The 20,454-nt window shown below is 70.9% G+C and carries 17 protein-coding genes and 1 pseudogene; 7 read left to right on the top strand and 11 right to left on the bottom strand.

The window, feature by feature from the left end; translation table 11 throughout:
• Positions 1-25: 25 nt before the first annotated feature.
• The 7 genes from ACLVWQ_RS02110 to ACLVWQ_RS02140 form a co-directional block, all read right to left on the bottom strand.
• Positions 26-700, bottom strand: a complete 675-nt coding sequence (locus ACLVWQ_RS02110; RefSeq protein WP_414106340.1) for an N-acetylmannosamine-6-phosphate 2-epimerase — start codon at positions 698-700, stop codon at positions 26-28.
• Between the two features lie 71 nt (positions 701-771).
• A complete protein-coding gene (locus tag ACLVWQ_RS02115) occupies positions 772-1,713 on the bottom strand; it encodes an ROK family protein (RefSeq protein ID WP_414106341.1) in 942 nt (313 codons plus the stop codon).
• Positions 1,710-2,639 carry a dihydrodipicolinate synthase family protein gene (locus ACLVWQ_RS02120; RefSeq protein ID WP_414106342.1) on the bottom strand — a complete coding sequence of 310 codons (930 nt, stop codon included), beginning with the start codon at positions 2,637-2,639 and terminating at the stop codon, positions 1,710-1,712. The genes ACLVWQ_RS02115 and ACLVWQ_RS02120 overlap by 4 nt, the downstream gene beginning before the upstream one ends.
• The gene (locus ACLVWQ_RS02125; protein WP_414106343.1) at positions 2,636-3,682 is read right to left on the bottom strand and encodes an oligopeptide/dipeptide ABC transporter ATP-binding protein; all 1,047 of its coding nucleotides are present in this window, start codon (positions 3,680-3,682) and stop codon (positions 2,636-2,638) included. Before ACLVWQ_RS02125 ends, ACLVWQ_RS02120 begins: the two co-directional genes overlap by 4 nt.
• Positions 3,679-5,757 (bottom strand): dipeptide/oligopeptide/nickel ABC transporter permease/ATP-binding protein, encoded by a 2,079-nt coding sequence (locus ACLVWQ_RS02130; RefSeq protein WP_414106344.1) that lies wholly within the window; start codon positions 5,755-5,757, stop codon positions 3,679-3,681. The genes ACLVWQ_RS02125 and ACLVWQ_RS02130 overlap by 4 nt, the downstream gene beginning before the upstream one ends.
• A gap of 1 nt (position 5,758) precedes the next feature.
• Entirely contained in the window at positions 5,759-6,709 is a 951-nt protein-coding gene (locus tag ACLVWQ_RS02135) for an ABC transporter permease (RefSeq protein WP_414106345.1), read from the bottom strand.
• Between the two features lie 119 nt (positions 6,710-6,828).
• Positions 6,829-8,421 carry an ABC transporter substrate-binding protein gene (locus ACLVWQ_RS02140; RefSeq protein WP_414106346.1) on the bottom strand — a complete coding sequence of 531 codons (1,593 nt, stop codon included), beginning with the start codon at positions 8,419-8,421 and terminating at the stop codon, positions 6,829-6,831.
• 246 nt (positions 8,422-8,667) lie between these two features.
• Here ACLVWQ_RS02140 and ACLVWQ_RS02145 point away from each other — a divergent pair, with 246 nt between their 5' ends.
• Both ACLVWQ_RS02145 and ACLVWQ_RS02150 read left to right on the top strand, forming a co-directional pair.
• The gene (locus ACLVWQ_RS02145; protein WP_414106347.1) at positions 8,668-9,384 is read left to right on the top strand and encodes a FadR/GntR family transcriptional regulator; all 717 of its coding nucleotides are present in this window, start codon (positions 8,668-8,670) and stop codon (positions 9,382-9,384) included.
• A 58-nt stretch (positions 9,385-9,442) separates the two neighbouring features.
• Positions 9,443-10,462 carry an acetylxylan esterase gene (locus ACLVWQ_RS02150; protein ID WP_414106348.1) on the top strand — a complete coding sequence of 340 codons (1,020 nt, stop codon included), beginning with the start codon at positions 9,443-9,445 and terminating at the stop codon, positions 10,460-10,462.
• Positions 10,463-10,477: 15 nt separating this feature from the next.
• On the opposite strand, the gene ACLVWQ_RS02155 is transcribed toward ACLVWQ_RS02150, so the two are convergent.
• The 3 genes from ACLVWQ_RS02155 to ACLVWQ_RS02165 form a co-directional block, all read right to left on the bottom strand.
• Entirely contained in the window at positions 10,478-12,337 is a 1,860-nt protein-coding gene (locus ACLVWQ_RS02155; protein WP_414106349.1) for an exo-alpha-sialidase, read from the bottom strand.
• Between the two features lie 144 nt (positions 12,338-12,481).
• Positions 12,482-13,048 carry a TetR-like C-terminal domain-containing protein gene (locus tag ACLVWQ_RS02160; protein WP_414106350.1) on the bottom strand — a complete coding sequence of 189 codons (567 nt, stop codon included), beginning with the start codon at positions 13,046-13,048 and terminating at the stop codon, positions 12,482-12,484.
• Between the two features lie 137 nt (positions 13,049-13,185).
• Complete coding sequence (locus ACLVWQ_RS02165; RefSeq protein ID WP_414106351.1) at positions 13,186-14,535, bottom strand: jacalin-like lectin; 1,350 nt, start codon at positions 14,533-14,535, stop codon at positions 13,186-13,188.
• Positions 14,536-14,757: 222 nt separating this feature from the next.
• Between ACLVWQ_RS02165 and ACLVWQ_RS02170 the strand changes: the two genes are divergently transcribed.
• Complete coding sequence (locus tag ACLVWQ_RS02170) at positions 14,758-16,494, top strand: PHP domain-containing protein (RefSeq protein ID WP_414106352.1); 1,737 nt, start codon at positions 14,758-14,760, stop codon at positions 16,492-16,494.
• On the top strand, positions 16,491-16,997 hold the full coding sequence (locus ACLVWQ_RS02175; protein WP_414106353.1) for a hypothetical protein: 507 nt from the start codon (positions 16,491-16,493) through the stop codon (positions 16,995-16,997). Before ACLVWQ_RS02170 ends, ACLVWQ_RS02175 begins: the two co-directional genes overlap by 4 nt.
• 69 nt (positions 16,998-17,066) lie before the next feature.
• On the opposite strand, the gene ACLVWQ_RS02180 is transcribed toward ACLVWQ_RS02175, so the two are convergent.
• Positions 17,067-17,687 carry a TetR/AcrR family transcriptional regulator gene (locus ACLVWQ_RS02180; protein WP_414106354.1) on the bottom strand — a complete coding sequence of 207 codons (621 nt, stop codon included), beginning with the start codon at positions 17,685-17,687 and terminating at the stop codon, positions 17,067-17,069.
• Between the two features lie 57 nt (positions 17,688-17,744).
• Between ACLVWQ_RS02180 and ACLVWQ_RS02185 the strand changes: the two genes are divergently transcribed.
• The 3 genes and pseudogenes from ACLVWQ_RS02185 to ACLVWQ_RS02195 form a co-directional block, all read left to right on the top strand.
• Positions 17,745-18,659, top strand: coding sequence for an alpha/beta fold hydrolase (locus ACLVWQ_RS02185; RefSeq protein ID WP_414106355.1), 915 nt, complete (start codon positions 17,745-17,747; stop codon positions 18,657-18,659).
• Positions 18,660-19,318: 659 nt separating this feature from the next.
• Positions 19,319-19,894: a hypothetical protein gene (locus tag ACLVWQ_RS02190; protein ID WP_414106356.1), complete on the top strand. Its 576-nt coding sequence runs from the start codon at positions 19,319-19,321 to the stop codon at positions 19,892-19,894.
• Between the two features lie 43 nt (positions 19,895-19,937).
• A pseudogene (locus tag ACLVWQ_RS02195) lies at positions 19,938-20,288 on the top strand (transposase); the annotation flags it as partial.
• Positions 20,289-20,454: the final 166 nt, after the last annotated feature.

Here is a 20,454-nt window from a genome sequence, read left to right on the forward strand (position 1 = left end):
GAGGCCGGGAGAGCGCCCGGGGACGTCAGTCGGTGGTGACCGCCTCGGCGAACCATCGGGTGATCGTGGTGGGGTGGGTGATGGCGGTACCCACCACCACGGCGAACGCACCCGCCACCATGGCCCGGTGGGCCTGCTCCGGGGTGTGGACCCGGCCCTCGGCGATCACCGGCACGTCCAGGGTGGCGCTCAGCCGCCGTACCAGTTCCAGGTCGGGGCCGGTGAGGGCCGGGGTGCCGGGGACATGGCCGGACAGGGTCGTGCCGACCAGGTCGGCGCCCAGTCCGGCGGCGGCGACGCCCTCCTCGTACGTCGACACGTCGGCCATCACCAGCTGTCCGGCGGCGTGCACGGCCGCGAAGGACTCCGCCAGGGGCCGGCCGTCCGGGCGCGGGCGGCCGGTGGCGTCGAGGGCGACGATGTCCGCGCCGGTCTCCGCGACCGCGGTGCAGTGCTCGGCGGTCGGGGTGATGTACACGCCCTCGTGGCCGTCCTTCCACAGCCCGATCAGCGGTACGTCCGTCGCACCGCGGATCGCCCGCAGGTCGGCCAGCCCCTGGGCACGGATGCCCGCCGCGCCCCCCGCCAGGACGGCGAGCGTCATCAGCCGCATCGCCTCCGGGTCGCGCAGCGGCTCACCGGGGTAGGCCTGGCAGGAGACGATCAGCCGGCCCCGCAGCCGCTCGATGATGTCTTTCACTCGTTCTCGTCCTCGTCCACTTGCTCGTCCGCTTGCTCGTTCCGTTGCTCGTTCGGTGGCCGTCCACCGAGTCACCGCGCCATCGTGCTCCGGGGCACACGGTCGGCGGTCATCAGCCACGCCAGCCGCGCCGCGCCGTACAGCGCAGCGTCGTTGCCCAGCAGCCCCGGCACGATCGGTGTGCTCGCCAGCGGCGGCAGCAGATGCGCCGAGGCGCTCGCCCGCAGCCCGTCCCACCACAGGTCCCCGCACCTGCTGACCCCGCCGCAGACGAGGACCAGGTCCGGGTCCAGCAGGTTGGCGACCCCGCCGATCATCTCGCCGAGCGCGCTCGCGCCCGCCCGCAGGACGGCCACCGCCTCCGCCTCGCCGTCCGCCGCGAGACGCGCGATGTCGCTCAGCCGGGCGTCCGGAGAACCGGTGCGTGCCCGGTACGCGGCCGTCATGGCGGGACCGGAGGCGACCGCCTCGACGTGACCCAGGCCGCCGCAGGTGCACGGCAGGCCGGCCGCGCCGGGCACGGGGAGGTGCCCGGCCTCACCGGCGACGCCGTGCGCCCCGTGGTGGACCCGGCCGCCGAGCAGCACACAGGCCCCGATGCCGGTTCCGGCGGCGACGACGAGGACGGTGGACTGCCCGCCGGCCGCGCCCCGCCAGGCCTCGCCGACGGCATGGGCGTTGACGTCGTTGTCCGCCGCCACGGGCACGCCGAGCCGTTCGGCGAGGCCGGCGCGCAGCGCGGTGCCGGCCCAGCCGGGCATGGCGTCGGTCGCGGAGCGCACGGTGCCGTCGACCGGGTCGATGACCCCCGCGCTGCCGACACCGACGGCGACCAGGCCCGCCCCGCCCGCCTCCAGCCGGGTCACGGCCTCCGCCGCGGCGTCCAGCACCGCGCGGGGGCCGGCCGCCGCCGGGGTGGGCAGCTCGGTACGGCGTACGAGCTGCCCGTCGGCGGTCACCAGGGCGGCGGCGGTCTTCGTGCCGCCGATGTCGATCCCGGCGACCAGCGTCACCGCAGTCCCGCTCGTTCGAGGACGACGCCGATGGCCCTGGTCTCCTCCACGTCGAGCCGCCGCATCGGGGCGCTGACGGCGTTGCCGCTGATCACGCCGAGCAGCGTCAGCGCGGTCTTGAACGCGCCGAGGCCCGCGGCGGTACCCGAGGCGGTGGCCGGGTCGGCGACGGCGACGATGTCGAACAGCTCGGCCAGCCGGTCCTGTTCGGCCCTGGCGGCGGCCCAGTCGCCCTTGGCGGCGGCGTCGTGCAGCCTGCGGTAGCCGTGCGGGTCGACATTGCCGAGGCCCGGCACCGATCCGTCCGCGCCGCCCAGGAGCATCGCGTCCACGACCACCTCGTGGCCGGTGAGCAGGGCGAACTCCGGCCGGTCGCGCAGGTCTATGGCGAGGCGGCGGAACGAGACGTCGTCGCCGCTGGAGTCCTTGACCCCGGCCAGCACCCCGTCGTCGGCCAGGGACAGGAGCAGCGAGCGGTCCAGCTTGCTGTGGACGCACACCGGGATGTCGTAGGCCAGCAGCGGCAGTTCGGTGGCGGCCGCCACCAGCCGGAAGTGCCGGTCCAGCTCGGTGGGGTGGGTCCGGGTGTAGAAGGGCGCGGTGGTGACCAGGGCGTCGACACCGTGCCGTACGGCGGCCCGCGCCCGCTCGACGACCTTGTTGGTGGTGGTCTCGATCGCGCCGGCGAGGACCGGCACCTGACCGCCGGCCGCGCCGACCACGACGTCCAGTACGGTCGCCTGCTGCTCGTCGGTGAGGTACGCGACCTCGCCCGAACTGCCCAGGACGAAGAGCCCGTCGACCCCGCCGTCGAGCAGGTGGGCGACCACGCGCTCCAGCGAGGCGGTGTCTATCCGGCCGTCGTCGGTGAGCGGGGTGACGACGGGCGGGATGACGCCCGAGAAACGGGGGGTGCGGGGGGTCACGAAGTGCTCCTATTGGTGGTGCCGGTGGTGGTGCCGGTGCCGGCCGTGGCCGAGTCGGTGATCGCGGCCGGGTCGGTGACCGTGGCCGGGTCGGTGATCTGGGGATGGACGCAGTGCCACTGGTGGCTCTGCGGGCCGGAGGCGAGGGGGAAGACCGTCGCGCAGGCGTCGTCGGCCTTCCAGCAGCGGGTGCGGAAGGGACAGCCGGTCGGCGGATGCGTGGCCGAGGGCACCGGGCCGGTGAGGACGATGCGCTCGGTGGAGTGCAGCAGGCTCGGCGTGCCGGAGAACAGGGCCTCCGTGTACGGGTGGGCGGGCGCCGCGGAGATCTCGGCCGCGGGACCCTGCTCGACGATCCGGCCCAGGTAGAGCACGGCCAGCCGGTCGGCGAGATGCCGGACGGTCTGGATGTCGTGGGAGATGAAGACCATGCCCAGACCGAGCCGGGCCCGTAGATCCATCAGCAGGTTGAGGACCTGGGCGCGGACCGAGACGTCCAGCGCGCTGGTCGGCTCGTCGGCCACGACGATGTCCGGCTCCAGGGCCAGCGCGCGGGCGATGGCGACACGCTGCCGCTGTCCGCCGGAGAGCTCACCCGCGAGGGCGCCGACGGTGTGCCCCGGCAGTCCGACGAGGTCGAGCAGTTCCTCCACCCGGTCCTCGCGCTCCGCGACGGTGCCGCGCCGGTGGACGTCGAGCGGGTCGCGCAGGATGCGGCCCACCGGCATCCGCGGGTTGAGGGCGGTCGAGGGGTCCTGGAAGACGACACCGACCGACGAGCCGAACTCCCGGCGGCGCCGGGCCCCGGGCATCCGCCACAGGTCCTCGTCCCGGAAGTAGACCTGGCCCTCGCTGGGTTTCTGGAGGCCGGTCAGTACCCGGGCGAGCGTGGACTTGCCGCAGCCCGACTCGCCGACCAGGCCGACGATCTCGCCGCGCCGCACCTCAAGGGCGGCGTCGGTCAGGGCGTGCACGGTGTCGTGGCGGAACAGGCCACCGCTGCGCGCCCGGTGGCGTACGTGGACGTTCTCCAGGCGGATCATCGGCTGCTCCCTTGCAACAGTGCGCCGGCCGGGTGGTGACAGGCGAAGGAGTGCTCGTCGCCGTCATGGCCGGTCGGGGTGGGACGGCCGGTGAGGGCGGGACTGGTGGTGCGGCACAGCTCGTCGGCGGCCGGACACCGGGTGGCGAAGCGGCAGCCCGCGGGGAACTCCCGCGGCGCGGGGACGATGCCGTGGATCTGGTGCAGCCGCTTCGCCCCGGCCTCCAGGGAGACGACCGAGCCGAGCAGGCCCCGTGTGTAGTGGTGGGCGGGGCCGGCGAGCAGCGGGCGGGTGCCGCCGGTCTCGGCGATCTGCCCGGCGTACATCACCGCGATGCGGTGGGCGAGGTCGCCGACCAGGGCCAGGTCGTGGGAGACCAGGACCATGGCGAAACCGAGTTCGTCGCGCAGCCGGACGAGGAGTTCGACGATCTGCGCCTGCACGGTGACGTCGAGCGCGGTGGTGGGCTCGTCCGCGATGAGCAGCCGGGGGTCGCGGGAGAGGGCCATCGCGATCAGTACGCGCTGGCGCTGGCCGCCGGACAGTTCGTGCGGGTAGCTGCGCAGGGTGCGCTCGGGCGAGAGGCCGACCAGGTCGAGGAGCTCGGCGGGCGTCTTGGTGCCGCCGCGTGAGGTGAGCTGCTTGAGCTGGGTGCCGACCAGGACCGAGGGGTTCAGCGAGGACATGGCGTCCTGGTAGACCATGGCGATCTCGTGTCCGGCCAGGCCACGGCGCTGCCGCGGGCTGAGGTCGAGCAGGTTCTCGCCGCGGTAGTCGATGCGCCCGGTGGTCTCGGCGTTGCGGGCGAGCAGGCCCATGACGGCGAGGCTGGTGATCGACTTGCCGCAGCCGGACTCGCCGACCAGACCCAGGGTCTCGCCCTCGTGCACGGTGAAGGAGATGTTGTCCACGACCGCGGTGGCGCCGTAGCGGTCCGGGAAGCGGATCGACAGGTTGCGTACCGACAGCAGTTCGGCCGCGTCGGCGGGCACCGGCTTGATCCGGGAGGGGGTGGAGAGCACCCGCTCGGACAGCACCGCCAGAGCCCGGTCGACGTCCTGCGCCGTCTGCGTCTGCGTCTGCGTCTGCGTCTGCGCCTCGGGCGAGGCGGCGAGGAGGTCGGCCGGCGCGAGGGCGTCGGCTCCTCCAGGAGCGACACCGGACCCGGCCCCGTCCTTGCCCGTACGGGCCTTGGCGGCGGTACGGGCCTTGGCGCGCGCCGCGCCCGGGGACGCGGAGACGTCGGTCAGGCCCTCGGAGAGGATGTTGAGCGCGAGCACGGTGACGAGGAGGACCAGGCCCGGGAAGAGGGTGGCCCACCAGCCGCCCGACAGCAGGATCTGGCGCCCGTAGGACAGTACGTTGCCCCAGCTGGGCTCGGGATCCTGCACACCGGCGCCGATGAACGACAGGCTGGCCTCGAAGATGATCGCCTCGGCGACCAGCACGGTGGCGAACACCATGACCGGGGCCATGCAGTTGACCGCGACATGGCGTACGACGATGTAGGCGCGCCTGGCTCCGATGACCTTCTCGGCGGCCACGTAGTCCTCGCCGTACTGGGACATGACGTTGGCGCGTACCACTCGGGCGAGCGAGGGCACGTACACGAAGGCGATGGTGAAGATCAGCACGGGGACGCTGGAGCCGAACACGGTGACCAGGACCGCCGCCAGGGCGATGGGCGGGAACGACATGACGATGTCGAGGGTCCGCATCACCGATTCGTCGCCCCACTTGGGCGAGGTGGCGGCCGCCGAGCCGATGACGGCGCCGATCAGCACCGCGACGGCGGTGGCGCCGAGGCCGATCAGCAGGGAGTAGCGGGCGCCGAAGACGACGCGGGCGAAGATGTCGCGGCCCACGCGGTCGGTGCCGAACCAGTGGGCGCCGCTGGGCGGTTGGACGGGGGTGCCGGTGGCGAGCGGGTCGGCGGCGAGCAGCGGTGCGCACACCGCGCCGAGCACGACGACGACCAGCAGGCCGAGGGCGATCCGTGAGGTGAGGGGCAGGGCGCGGAAGCGGATCCCCGGGCGGGCGAGCCTCTTGGCGAGGCCGATGCGGCCAGTGAACATGTCACACCGTCCTGATGCGGGGGTTGACCAGCAGGTACAGCAGGTCGACGACGACGTTGACGATCAGGAAGGCCAGCGCGATGGTGAGCACCGTGCCCTGCACCAGGCTGGAGTCGCCGCGGGTGACGCCTTCGAGGATCAGCTTTCCCATGCCGGGCAGGTCGAAGATGGTCTCGATGACGACCGCGCCGCTGAGCAGATAGCCGACGCGGATGCCCAGCACGGTGAGCGGGGTGACCAGCGCGTTGCGCAGTACACCGCGCATGACGACCGTGCGGGGCAGCCCGTTGCCGGTGGCGGTACGGACGTAGTCGCGGTCGAGTTCGGTGACCATCGAGGTGCGGATCAGCCGGGCCAGCGAGGAGGCGACCGGCACGGCGAGGGCGATCGCCGGCAGTGTCATCGACCGTATCCAGTCGCCGAACGAGTCGGCGGGCGCGACGTAGCCGCCGGTCGGGAAGACCGCGGTGTTCAGCGCGAACTGCTGGATGAGCAGGACCCCGAACCAGAACGACGGCACGGCCACACCGGCCATCGACAGCACCCGGATCACCTGGTCGGGCCACCGGTCGCGGTACACGGCGCCGGTGACCCCGAGCAGCACGGCCGCCACCACGGCGAGCAGCAGCCCGCACAGGGTCAGCTGGAGGGTGATGGGGAAGGCCTGGACGATCCGGTCCCAGACGGGCTGACTCGGCGGGATGGTCAGACCCAGGTCGCCGTGCAGGAGGTCGTTGAGGAAGGACAAGTAGCGTACGGGCAGGGGGTCGTTGAGCCCGTGGGACTCTGCGTAGGCGGCGCGGGCGGCGGCCGACGCGCCTTCACCGAGGGCGTTGTAGGCCGGGTCGGTGGGCGAGAACTGCAGCACTACGAAGACCAGGAGCGTGATGCCGAGGACCATGATCGGCAACAGCATGAGTCGACGCAGGGCGAGCCGGAGGAATGCGACCATCGTGTGGGTTCCTAGAAGTTCTGGAGCGGGCCGGCGCCGTGCGGGTGCACTTGCCCGTACGGGTGCGCGTGCGGGTACGGGCGTGGCGGTCGGCCTGGTCGGTCAGGCCCGGCTGACGCTCAAGCCCGGCTGACGCTCAGGAAGGACAGACCGGTGGTGGGTACCGGCTTGAACCCGGAGAGCGCGTCGGCGTTGAACGCGGTGGGCAGCTTGCGGTGCAGGATCGGGTAGAGCGGGGCCTGTTCGGCGACGATGTCGTTGACCTGGCTCCACAGCTCCCTGCGGGCGTCCTCGGACGCGGCCTGGGCGCCCTTGTCCAGCAGGCCGACGACCTTCTTGGCGTCGGCGGTGGAGGACCAGTTGAAGCGGGTCTTGGGCCAGGTGCCCACGTAGAACCAGCGCATCAGCAGGTCGACGTCGTTGCCGAAGACCGACGGGTCGCCCGGGGCCACCAGGATCTCGAAGTCACCGCTGTCGACCTTGGCGTACTGGGCGGCCGACTGCGCGATGTTGAGGGTGACCTTGACGCCGACGGCGTCCCAGCACTCCTTGATCAGCGGGGCGATGTCCGCCACCCAGGAGGTGTCGGTGGTCAGGACGGTCACCTTGATGGCACCGATGCCGGCTTCCTTGAGCAGGCTCTTGGCCTTGGCCTGGTCGTACGTGTAGACGGTGGACGCCTTCGCGTAGTCCGCGTGGGTCGTGGGCAGGTAGCCCGAGGCCGGGGTGCCGCCGTCGGCCATCGCGGTCTTGATGATCTTGTCGGTGTCCAGCGCGTAGTGCAGTGCCTGACGGACCCGGACGTCGTCGAAGGGCTTCTTGGCGCAGTTGAACATCAGGAACAACTGGCCGAAGGACTGGGCGAGTTCGACGGTGGCCGCCTGCTTCAGGCCGGAGACGTCGATGTACGGTACGTCCTCGATGGCCTCGACGCGGCCGGACTGCATGGCGCTGACCCGGGCCGAGGCGTCGGAGAGCAGGTTCCAGACCATGTTCTCGACCTTGGCGGGGTACTTGCCGTTGTACTTGGCGTACTTCTTGAAGACGATCTTGTCTTCGGCGGTGGCCGACACCAGCTGGTACGGGCCGGAGCCGACCGGCTTGGCGTCGAACGTGGTCGGGTTGGCCTCGACGACGGCCTTCGGCACGATCTTGCCGACCGAGATGCGGCTGGGGAACAGGGCGAAGGAGTACTTGAGCTTGAATTCGACCGTCTTGGCGTCGACCGCCTTCACCGAGTCGAGGAACGGCAGGAACTGCGCCATCAGCGAGGCGTTGGCCGTGTCGAGGATGCGCTCGAAGCTGAAGACCACGTCGGCCGAGGTCACCTCGGAGCCGTCGTGGAAGGTGGCACCGTCCCGGAGGGTGGCTCGGTAGGTGGTGGCGTTGATCTTGGTGGGCATCGCGGTGGCCAGCGCGGGGCGGGCTTCGAGGGTGACCGGGTCGAGGTCGACCAGGCCCTCGAATATGTGCCAGTTGGCCGCCACGGGGGTGGCGCCCGACGAGGTCATCGGGTCGAAGCCGGTGGACAGCGCGTACGAGATGCCCGCGGTGATCGTGTCCTTGTCGGCCGAGCCCGAGCCACCGGTGTTCGTCGAACCGCCGCAGGCGGCGAGCGTGCTGGTGAACGCCGCGGCCGCGCCGACCGCGCCGGTGTAGCGCAGGAAACTGCGACGGTCGACTCTGACGGGTGTCCTACGGGGAGCTGGCACAGGGGACCTCCTGGAACGACAGGGAGAGCGGTGAAGGATGCGGTGCAAGACGGTGAAGGATGCGACGGAAGATTGCGATGGCAGATGCGGTGAAGAGCGAGAGCAGGGCGGGAATCCGGCGCGCTGGAAGCTCCGGTATCGGACATCAGATGTCTGATAAGCTGTGAACGTACTCGGGACGACGAGAGGGGTCAAGGGGTGAACGGCGGGAGAAATGTTGAGCCGCGTGCCGGGCGTCGCCTGCTGATGGAGGAGGTCAGCGAGGGGATCAAGCGTTACATTCTCGACAACGGCCTCCGCCCCGGCGATCTGCTGCCCACGGAGAGCGAGATGTGCCAGGCGCTGGACGCGAGCCGCTCCAGCGTGCGCGAGGCCGTCAAGACCCTCAACGCACTCGACATCGTCGAGGTGCGCCGTGGCCACGGCACCTATGTGGGGCGGCTGAGCATGTCCGCCATGGTCGAGAGCCTGACCTTCAGGGGCCTCCTCGGCAGGGACGACGACGTCAAGGTCATGTCCGACCTGGTCGACGTGCGCCAGCTCTTCGAGCGCGGCATGGCCGACCAGATCGTCGCCTCCCTCAGGACCGAGCACCTCGACGTCCTGGACCGCCTGGTGGACGAGATGGAGCAGTCCGGCAGCGGCGACGGACACGGCTTCGTCGCGGCCGACCGGTCGTTCCACGTGCTCCTGGTCGAGCAGCTCGGCAACGAACTGATCGGACAGCTCTCCGTCGCCTTCTGGGACGTGTACGCGGTCGTCTCCCCGCACCTCGCGGTCATCACCACCGCCGACGAGCAGGAGACGGTGAGCGCGCACCGCAGGATGGTCGACGCGGCCCGTGCCGGGGACGCGCTCGCCTTCGCGGAGGCCGTCACCGCCCACTACGCCCCGGTCCGCCGCCGCCTGGCCCAGGTCCCCGCGCGTCCGGCCGCCCCCGCCCGCCCGGTCGTCCAGGGCTGACCGACGGTTCCGTACGAAGAGCTCAGCACCGAAGGGCTCAGCACGAAGGAGAGTCACCGTGCCGGTGACCGATCTGACCTACGCCGAATGCCTGGACCACCGCTCGAAGCCGGCCGTCGCGGCCGGCTTCGACGCCTTCTGGCAGCGCACCCTCGACGCGGCACGCGCCCACGGCACCACCGGGCCGGAGTTCGTCCCGGTGGACTGCGGCCTGACCCAGATCCGGGTCCTGGACGTGACCTTCCCCGGGTTCGACGGCGCTCCGGTACGGGGGTGGCTGCGGCTGCCCGCCGGGAGCGGCGGCCCGCTCGCCTGTGTGGTGGAGTTCCTGGGATACGGACGCGGGCGCGGGCTGCCCCACGAGAACCTCACCTGGGCGGCGGCCGGTTACGCGCACCTGGTCATGGACACCCGGGGTCAGGGCTGGTCCTCGGCGCCGGGAGCCACCCCGGACCACTTCGGTGCGGAGTCCGGTACCGGACCTGTGTCCGGTCCTGGGGCCGGATCCGGACTGGAGTCGGGTGGGATACCGGGTTTCCTGACCCGAGGTGTGCTCGACGCCGACACCTACTACTACCGGCGGCTGTTCACCGACGCCGTGCGCTGTGTGGAGGCGGCCCGGGGCTTTCCCGGGATCGACCCCGACCGGATCGTGGTCACCGGCGTCAGCCAGGGCGGCGGCGTCGCTCTGGCGGTGGCGGGCCTGGTGCCCGGACTGGCGGGCGTCATGCCGGACGTGCCGTTCCTGTGCGACATCCCCCGGGGCGTGGAGCGGGCGGCGCAGCCCCCGTACACCGAGATCGCCGAGTACCTCGCACTCCACCGGGACCGGGCCGGGGCCGTGTTCGAGACGCTCTCCCACTTCGACGGGGTGCACTTCGCCGCCCGCGCGACCGCGCCCGCGCTGTTCTCCATCGCCATGATGGACCAGATCTGCCCGCCCTCGACCTGCTTCGGCGCCTATCACGCCTACGCGGGCCCCAAGGGCGTGGAGGTCTACGGGTTCAACGGTCACGAGGGCGGCGCGGAGTACCACCGGAGCCGTCAACTGGCCTGGGTCACAGACCTGTTGAGCTGAGCCGACCGGGCGAGGTCAGGACTGCCGGGCCCAGTCGAGCGTGAAGGAGCTGAAGACGATCCCGCCGGTGGCGCCGATCTCGTACAGGTTGCCGATCGTCCCGTCGCCGAGGACCGCCATGGTCGAGTAACCGGCCGCGCCCGGCTTGATCAGCACCTGGTGCGGCCAGCTCACTCCGTCGTCCTCACTGACCCGTACGGTCAGGTCGTCGCGGCTGCTGCCGGAGGCGTTGCCGCTGTACAGGGCGACCTCCGTGGTGGTCGGACGGCCGCCGGAGTCCACGTCGGTGGGGGAGAGGTACGAGATCTCGTCGGCGTTGCAACCCGGGTCGACGATCCCGGAGTTCCAGGCCGTGCCGAAGGAACTGGCCACGTCCGGGGCGCCGTTGTCGGTCGCGGTGGCGTACCAGCGGTTGCCGCCGCTGTTGGACCGCAGGTTCTGCACCACCTTGCCCGAGCCGCGCTGGATCGCCTTGCTCTCGTTCACCCCGGTGGCGGCCGAGGTGCCGGCCTTCCAGGTGACACCGTGGTCGTCGGAGTAGATGTCGGCCGCGTGGTCGACGCCGTTCTCCCGGTAGACGATGGGCTGGACGAGCCGGCCGCTCGCCAGCTGGATCCCGTGGCCGGAGGAGGCGAACATGCCCGCCCAACTCTTGCTCTTCACCTGCGGGTTGACGTCGACGGGAGCGCTCCAGGTCACCCCGTTGTCGGTCGAGGCGATGTAGCGGATGTGCAACGCGGTGGCGTCGTCCGCGGAGTTGGAGCCGGCCGAGGAGCCGGTGAACCCGATGCCCGGTGCCGGGGAGTAGGTGAGGAAGGCGTAGATCTTGCCGTTGGCGCCCACCGAACGGTCGACCAGCAGACTCACGTCGCCGTAGCCCTCGGTGGTCGTGCCGGCGTGCTGGACGATCTCGGCGCCGGTCCAGGTGGCGCCCCCGTCACCGCTGCGCCGCATCGCGACCTGGATGTCGTTGCTGGTGCCGCCCAGATCGGACGAGTCGGCCACCCGGGCGTCGGCCATGGCGACGATCGTGCCGGTGTTGCTGACGGCCATCGCGGGGATGCGCACCGAGGCCACCGTCGCCGAGGTCTCCTCGTATGTGCCGTCCGCCGTACGGGTGTTGAGCCCGGCGATGGGGTCGGTCGTGGAGAACAGTGTCCGGGAGTTCATGCCCGGCGTTCCGGAGCCCAGCCCGCAGGCGACGGTGCCGCTCTCCGTACGGCTGAAGCCGGTGGCCGTGGTCGTGATGCCGTACGCCGTCCCGTCGGCCGGCGTCCAGTACAGCGAGTCGTCCGAGGCGCCGGCCGCGACCGTCCTCGTCCAGGGCGAACCCGAGCGTCCTGCCCAGGTGACGGTGAACGTCTTGGCGCTCGCCGACCGGTTGACCAGGGTCAGCCGAAGTCTGTGGGTCGAGGGCGGCGAGCCGTCGGCGGCACGGGGACACTCCATGCCGAGCTGGGCGCCCAGCGAGGCGCCGCAGTCCAGGGTGCCGCTGAGGGTGGTGGCGAGACCCTCGGGCGTGGTGACGACGACCGAGTACGCGGTGCCGTCGGGCTTGGAGAAGAAGAGATCGGTACGGTCCTGGGCGCCCACGGCCCGCGTGTACGTCCCGACGCCGGACCAGGCCGCGGTGAAGGTGGTGGCGGCCGAGGTGTCGTTGACCAGCGTGATCCGGATCCGGCCGCTGACGCAGTCCTGGCTCGCCACGGCAGACTGCCCGCTCGCGTCGGCGGCGGCCGGCCGGGGCGTGAGGAGCAGCGTGGCGACGGCGACGGCGAGGGCCAGCGCGGCGACCGCCAGCTGGTGAGGTATCGAACGGGAGCGTGACGGGGGTCGTGGGGCGCGCGGGGGGCGTTGGGGTCGAGAGAGCAGCACCTTGTCCGGACTCCTTGCGTAGGAGAGGGGTCTCTGATCGTGCACATCTGACACCTGATGCCTGACAGCTGATGAAGGACATCAGACATCAGTTTTCCCAGGACCTTAGAAGTACGGACCTGCCGCGTCAACAGGACCGGGGGCCTAGCTCGGCCAGTTCTCCAGCGTCACGTGGAGCGCGGCGACGGCTCGGGTCCAGGAGGCCCGTACGTCACGGGAGGCGCCGAACGCGCCGGTGGCCTCCAGGGCGCAGTAGCCGTGGAAGGTGCTGCGCAACAGGCGTACCGCGTCGGTGAGATCGGGCTCTTCGAGGCCGTACGCGCGCAGCATTCCGTAGGTCACCTCGGCGGTGCGCGCGAAGGCGGGGGAGGTGGCCGCGAGGCTCTGGTCGATACGGATCTGGGTCGCCGCGTACCGGCCGGGGTGCTCCAGGGCGTACGCGCGGTAGGCGTCGGCGAAGGCGGCCAGGGCGTCCTTGCCGGCCCGCCCGGCCACCGCCGCGGCGATGCGGTCGATCATCTCGGCGCCCGCGAGGAAGGCGATCCGGGTCCGCAGGTCGTGCAGGTTCTTGACGTGCGAGTACAGACTCGCGTCCTTCACCCCGAACCGCCTGGCCAGCGCGGACAGTGAGACGGCCGCGAAGCCGACCTCGTCCGCGAGGTCGGCGGCGGCCGCGACGACCCGCTCGGTGGTGAGCCCGGCACGAGCCATGATCGGCAACCCTTTCCCAGGACCGTTTTCCTAGGGCTTCTAGGCAAGAACGTGGCGAGAGTAGCAAGCCGCCGGACCGCGTGCCGCCGGACCGCGTGGCCGTCGGTGCCGCCCGGGTTCCGCCGGTGTCGGCCGGGTCAGCCGATCGGTGCGTACAGCACCCCCAGCTTGTCGACCTCGGTGCCCGCGCGCCCGGTGAAGCCGACGATCTGCCAACCGGCGGGGGCGGTGTACGTCACGGCGTCCGACGTGGCCGAACCGGCCGCCACCGTACGGGACTTGTCGGTGGTGAAGGCCGCCGAGAAGATCCGGGTCCGGCCGTCCTTCTGGCCCTGGGTGAGCTTCACCGAGGTGAGGTGTTCGCCGGTGGCGAGGGTGAGGGAGGCGGCCGTGCCGCCCGTACCGCCGTGGGCCAGGGACGTACCGCCGTCGAGCGTGAGGGACACGGCGTCCAGGCGGGAGCCGCCGCGGAGCGTCAGGGTGCGGGGCGAGGGGGTGGCCGTGGTCGGCAGGTCGTCCGCGTCGTTGAACGCCGTGCCGTGCGGGCCGCCGAAGAAGTCGCTCGCCCGGAGCTTCGCGGACAGGGACCAGGAGAAGTCGACGGTGTGCGGGAAGTGGTCGGAGAGGTTGCCGCCGGCCGAGTCGAGGAACTGCGCCCACTCGTTGTCGTAGCGGGTCGCGGAGAGGTTCACCAGGGGGCTGCCGCGGTACAGGACCTTGTCGACGACCTCGCAGGAATCGGTCGGCGCGGTGGTGGGGCAGACGAGCGCGTCGCTGCCCTGCGCCGGGGCGCTGCCGCCGCGCACCAGCCGCACCCAGGCGTCGGTCAGCCCGTTCTCGCTCACGAGGGTACGGATGTTGTCGCCCGCGCGGGTGTAACGGGTGTTGGTGTCACCCATGACGACCACCGCGTTGCCCGCCGAACTGGCCTGGACGAAGTCCGAGAGCTGCTCGATGTTGGCGCGCCGGGCGGCGAGGGCGTCGTCCGTGTCGTCGGCGTTGGTGTGCACGTTGTAGAGGTCGACGAAGACACCCTCGGCGAGCCGCACCCGCGCCAGCGAGAACCCCTTCGGGGTGAGGCAGTTGGTGCCGGTGCAGTCGTTCCACCCCACCCGCTCGAAGTCCTCGAAGGAGTGGTCCGAGAGGGTGTTGAGGCCGTCACCGAAGGGGACACCACCACTGGTCGCCGTGCGGTACGGGTGGTCGTCGCCCGCGTACAGCGCCGCGTGGTAGTTGAAGTCCTCCTGGACGTTCACGATGTCGTAGGCGCCGAGCCGTGGGGAGATCAGCGGGGTGTTCTTCGCCGGGTTGCCGGAGCTGAGCCCTTCGGGGAGACCGGCGACGTTGTAGGTGAGGACGTCGAAGGTGCCGGAGGAAGGGGCGGCGGCTGTCGTGGCGGTGGCGGGGGTGGAGGTGGCGGCGGTGAGCCCGGCCACGGCCAGCGCGCCGGCGGTCAGGGTGCCGATGAGCCTTCTGGGTCTTCTCATGGTGGGGTGCCTCCGGGCAACAGAGAAAACAGCGGGGGTGGGCGAGATGGGACGGTCAACTAGTCTGCTCTACAGGGTCAGTTGGGGAAACCGTGCGAGCTGAGGCGAGCCGCCGTGCCGGAGTCGCCCGCAGATCACTCCCGTGTCGCCCGGCGTTCATGTTTCACATCGAGTCTCCATAGCGCGCGACCGCACCGGCGGCGCCGGACACAGGAGGCCGACATGGGGCACGGACACAGTCACGGGCACGGGCATCACCACCACGGTCACGACCACGACCACGGGCACGGCCAGGAGAGCGCCCCGCTCCCCGCCGCCTTCGACACCTCCGTACCCGACGAGGCCCTGACCCCCGAGCAGCAGTCGCGCCGTTCCCTGCTCCGTCGCGCGGGCCTGCTGGGCGCGGGACTGGCCACGGTGGGCGCGTTCGGCGCGGCGGCGAGCGGTACGGCCGCCGCGCGGACGGCGACCGGTACGCGCCCCTCGTCCGGCGGCCGCAAGGGCAAGGGTTTCCTCTGGCTGGCCGGTGACCACCACATCCACACGCAGTACAGCAGCGACGGCAAGTACCGCGTCGTGGACCAGGTCCGGCAGGGCGCCGGGCACGGGATGGACTGGCTGGTCATCACGGACCACGGCAGCAACGCGCACGCGAAGATCGGCGTCGACAAGGTCAACCCGGACATCAAGGCGGCCCGTTCGGCGTACGAGGACACCCTCGTCTTCCAGGGCCTCGAATGGAACATCCCGGGCGCCGAGCACGGCACGGTCTTCGTGCACCCCGGCAAGAACGAGGTCTCCGTCCTCAAGCAGTTCGAGACCGACTACGACGGCAGCGTGAAGAACGCCTCCGACTCGACGCCCGCCAACGAGGCACTGGCCGTCGCGGGCCTGGCGTTCCTCGGTGAGCAGGTCCGGCGCCGCAAGGTCCAGGACGCGCTGATGCTCGCCAACCACCCGGCGCGTCGCGGTGTGGACTCGCCGCACGAGATCCGCGCCTGGCGCGACGCGACGCCCGCGAGTCACCAGATAGCCGTCGGCTTCGAGGGCGCCCCCGGCCACCAGGCCGCCGGTCTGCCCACGCCCCTCGGGATGGGCCGGGCGCGGGGCATCTACGACAACAACCCGAGCGCCAACTCCTTCCCGGGCTACCCGTTGGAGAGCTACCGCACCTGGGGCGGCTTCGACTGGATGACCGCCACGGTCGGCGGCCTCTGGGACAGCCTGCTCGCCGAGGGCAAGGCCTGGTGGATCAGCGCCAACTCCGACTCGCACCAGGTCTACGCGGACACCGCCGCACGTGGTGGCGGCGACTTCGACACCGACGGCCGCTACCAGGACCCGGTCTACAACGGCAAGATCGACGTCACCCAGGGCGACTACTGGCCCGGCCAGTACAGCAGGACGCACGTCGGCGCCGAGGACTTCTCGTACGCCGCCGTGATGGACGGCATCCGAGCCGGGCGCGTGTGGGTCGACCACGGCCAGCTCATCAGCGGCCTCGACGTCCGGGTCTCCGGCGGCAGCCGCTGGGCCACGCTCGGTGGCGCGCTGCACGTCAAGAAGGGCACGAACGTCACGCTGACCGTGGACATCGCACTGGCCCAGGACGCCAACTGGGCCGGTTTCATCCCCAGGTTGGCCAAGGTGGATGTCATCCAGGGCGATGTGACGGGCCCGGCCGCGGACAAGGACACACTCGTCGCGCCGACCGCGAAGGTCGTCAAGTCGTACGAGGTCGACAAGTCCACCGGCACGGTCCGGATCACGTACTCCCTCGGCCGTGTCGACCGCCCGCTCTACCTCCGCCTGCGCGGCTCGGACGGCAACCGGTCCGCCGTCGGCTCGCGCGGCGCGGCGGTCGACCCGGCCGGTCCCGCCATCGACGTGGTCGGCGACGCGGACCCGTGGAAGGACCTGTGGTTCTACTCGAACCCGGTCTGGGTCCTGCCCGCGTGACCTCTCCGAGGCACGTCAGCACGATGGACACGGCCGTACGCGACCTGCGTACGGCCGACCACCTGCTGCTGGAGCTGGCAGCCGAACTGTCCCTCCCCGAGGGCACGTTCGGCTGCACGCACTTGATTCGCGGCGAACGCCCGAGGGTCGCCCTCTCCTTCGCGACGGAGTCCGAGGACACCGCCGGCCGCCTCACGGCCAAGGGGTACGAAGTGACGCCCGGCGCCCCCGACGAGGTGGGCCGGGCGGTCGTCTACCCGGGCGCGACAGGGCTGACGGGCACGCTGACGGTCGCGGAGCTACGGGCTCGCTCCGCGATCGGCGGGTTCGTGGTGCTGGGCACGCCCGGTGCGCCTCTGCCGGACCAGCCGGTGGTGACCCGGGACCACGTACGCCCGCAGTGGCAGAACGGTGAGCTGATCCTGACCTTGATGCCGGCGGCGGGCGGGGTCCTGGTCCCGTTCGAGGTCCCGGACCCCACGCCGTGCTGCGCGGACCACTGATCGACGGTTGGACGGCCGACTCGTCGGCCGTCCAATGACGGTGTGCCGTGCCGTCGGGGCCGTTCCCGCCTATCGGGGCCCCGACGGTTCGGCCGGTCGATTCGGCGGGGCGGCCTGGGCGGCCTGGGCGTTCTTGGCGGCGGCTGCGGCGACGGTTGCCAGGTCTTGGCCCGAGAAGCCGGCCCGGCTCAGCACCGCCAGGGACTTGTTCGTCGCCAGCGTGCACAACGCCAGCTCCGCCGCCTCCTGTTCATCGGCCCCCGCCGCCAGCAACGCCTGCTCCAGCATCGCCCGCAAACCGTCGATCATGGCGCGGACCATCGCCTGGCCGTCCGCGTCGAGGGCCGGGAACTGCGTTGCCGACACCGTGAGCAGGCAGCCGTCCGGGACCGTCGGGTCGGCGATGCGGTTCAGGGCGACTTGCAGGTAGGCGGCCACAACGGCGCTCGGGCTCGGGTGGGGGCCGGACAGTGCCTGCTCGTACTGTGGGTGGTAGGTCTGCGCGTACCGTTGGAGGCTTTTGCGGAAGAGGGTGCTCTTGTCGCCGAAGGTGCCGTAGAGCGAGCCCCGGCCCAGGCCCGTGCCCTCGGTCAGGCGGTCGATCGAGGCTTCCGAATAACCCCAGCTCCAGAAGACGTGCATCGCACGTCGTAGCGCCTCGTCCACGTCGAATTGCTTGCGCCCTGCCATGGTCCGTCAGCCTACACATCTTGTACCGATCATTCAAAGATGGGTAGGGTCACCGGCATGACAAGCCTGAGTTCACTGCGACTGCCCGAAGGATTCCTCGACGTCTTCACCAGCCGGCTCGTGGAGGTGAACGGGCTGCGGCTGCACGCGGTCACCGGTGGGGACGGCCCGGCGCTGCTGCTGATCGGCGGGTGGCCCCAGACCTGGTACGCCTGGCGCGAAGTGATGCCCGGGCTCGCCCGCCGGCACACCGTCGTCGCCGTCGACTCGCGCGGGTCCGGGCTCTCCGACAAGCCCGACGACGGGTACGACGCAGGTACGCTCGCCGCCGATCTGGTCGCGCTGATGACCGAACTCGGGCACGACCGGTTCGACGTGGTCGGCCACGACATCGGTACGTGGACCGCGTACGCCCTCGCCGCCGATCACCCCGAGCGGGTCGGCCGGCTCGCCGTCGTCGAAGCGGTGATCCCAGGTCTCACGCCGTCGCCGCCGTTCTTCGGCCCGGACGCGGCCAACCTGAAGCTCTGGCAGTTCGGCTTCAACCGGCTCCCCGACCTCAACGAGGAACTGGTCCGGGGACGGGAACGGCTCTTCTTCGGCTGGCAGTTCGCCACCAAGGCCGCCACGCGGACCGCGATCCCCGCGTACGCCGTCGACGTCTACGTCGACGCGATCACCGCGGATCCTCGCGCACTGCGGGCGAGCTTCGCGTACTACCGTGCGCTGGACGAGACGATCGCGCAGAACGAGCAGCGCGGCAAGACCCGGCTGACGCTGCCGGTGCTCGGCGTCGGCGGCGCGCTGTGGAGCGGCGAGAGCGCCACCCAGACGATGAGGCTGGCGGCCGACGACGTCACGGGGGTCGTCCTCGACGACTGCGGCCACTACCCGGCGGAGGAACAGCCGACACGGTTCGCCGAGATCCTGGAGGACTTCCTCGACGGCCGTCCGGTGGCAGGCACGCCGTGACAGTGACAAGCCGTATCGCCGCTGTAATCGCAGATCAGTACGGTACCGAAGCGGATTCGGTCGTCTCGCTCCTGGAGGAGGCTGAGCTGAGGCTGCCGACCAGCCGTACCACTCGGGGAAGAAGCACCACGGGATGAACGTGCAGGTCCTCACGGATCCAGCCGGCCGACGACATCAAGTGCTGGGCGGACAAGGCGTGGCAGGGCGCAGTTCCTGGATCACCGCCGTCGTCCACGCCAAGTTCGGCCCCGTTCACGGCCTTTCGGGTCGAGTGTCGGGGCAGGCGAGCGTGCAGTATGTGCAGGCTCGAAACAGGCGCATGAACTACGGGTGCCTCCAGCGGTCGAGCACGGCCGACAAACGTGCCCGGGGGCAACCCTCGGGAGTTCGGGCCTCGCATTGTTCTCCGGTCCTCTGGCGTTGTGCACCCGGCATGGGTGATCGATCGGGCGTCGGTAAGCCCAAGTTGCAGTTGTCGGCAGGCGGTTGACTGCAGGTGGAGGAGCTGTTTCGGCTGGTGAGCATTCAGGGCCGAGTTCTGTCGCGGCCTGCGCATGGCCTCCCGGGCCGACCCGGACAGACATTCGGGAATGTGAGAGCACGGTAGGTGTCGAAGTCGCGAGTGACGGGCTGTCGGTGGCTGCTTCTATTGTGGCCTCATGGGGAATTATTTTCAGACCGTCGTCGATCTCGACGCCACGCATGCGGACGCCAGAACCCTGGCAGACAGCGGACTTGACTGGCTGGTCAGGGAGGGGATAGTTCGGGCGGAGCTCACCGACTGTGTTCTCGGGGCGCCGTCGGGGCATCCGCCCGGTCCCTCCTGGGCCAAGGCGGTAGGTCAGGAGGACTGGGAGCCCAGCGACGGACTCAGGGTCGAGACCGGCCGCACCGTATTCAACTGCGGCCAGGGCGACCCCAGGTTCGCGGTGTGCCCCCATTGTGCCGGTCGGGCGGATTTCTGCACCGACTGGCTGGAGGAGATCGAGGGTGCGTGGGAGCCCTTCAGTGAGGCCATCAGCGCCTGGAGCGACACAGGCAGTGCGGCAGTCGCCTGCCCGCATTGTCGGCGCCCTGGTGACCTGACTGCGTGGACCTGGTCGGACAACTACTTCGCCTTCGGGCATCTCGGTTTCGAGTTCTGGGACTGGCCCGACTTCAGCCCCGGCTTCCTCGAAGGCCTTTCAGGCGCGCTCGGGGGGCATCGCACGGTCCTCATGGAAGGCAAACTCTGAGGGGGGAGCCGGAGTTCGTACGTCGTCCCCCGTTCGGCCGGGTTCCGGCGCCAACCGTCACGACAGCCAGGCTCTGGTCCCGCTGGTGCGCAGTACCCCACCGATCCGCTCCCGCTTCGTGCCCCGGCGTCGCAGCCCGGCCAAGCTCCATGCTGACAGGGGATACGACTTCGACCACCTACGCGGATGGCTTCGACGTCGGCAGATCGTGCCGCGCATTGCCCGGCGCGGCATCGAACCCTCCGACCGTCTCGGACGGCACCGCTGGGCGGTTGAGAGGACGAGGTCCTGGCTGAACGGCTGCCGCCTGCACCGCCGCTACGAGCGCGAGGCCGAGCATTTGCTAGCCCCCGCGCGCTGCCCGCCTCGATCGAACTCAAAGTCGGGCCAGTAAAGGTCATCCGAGAGGCAATACGTGATGCCGAGGCCACGTTCAACAGCGCACGCTTCCATCTCCGAGTCCAGCTCCGACGGCACATGGCCAATCAGGCGGATCCCTTCGAAGGTGACTTGGGGACCACGGATCCTCCGGCAGGGCCGAGTCGTCGATCGCGGCGACG

The organism is Streptomyces sp. CWNU-52B (assembly GCF_047444975.1).
GTDB lineage: Bacteria > Actinomycetota > Actinomycetes > Streptomycetales > Streptomycetaceae > Streptomyces.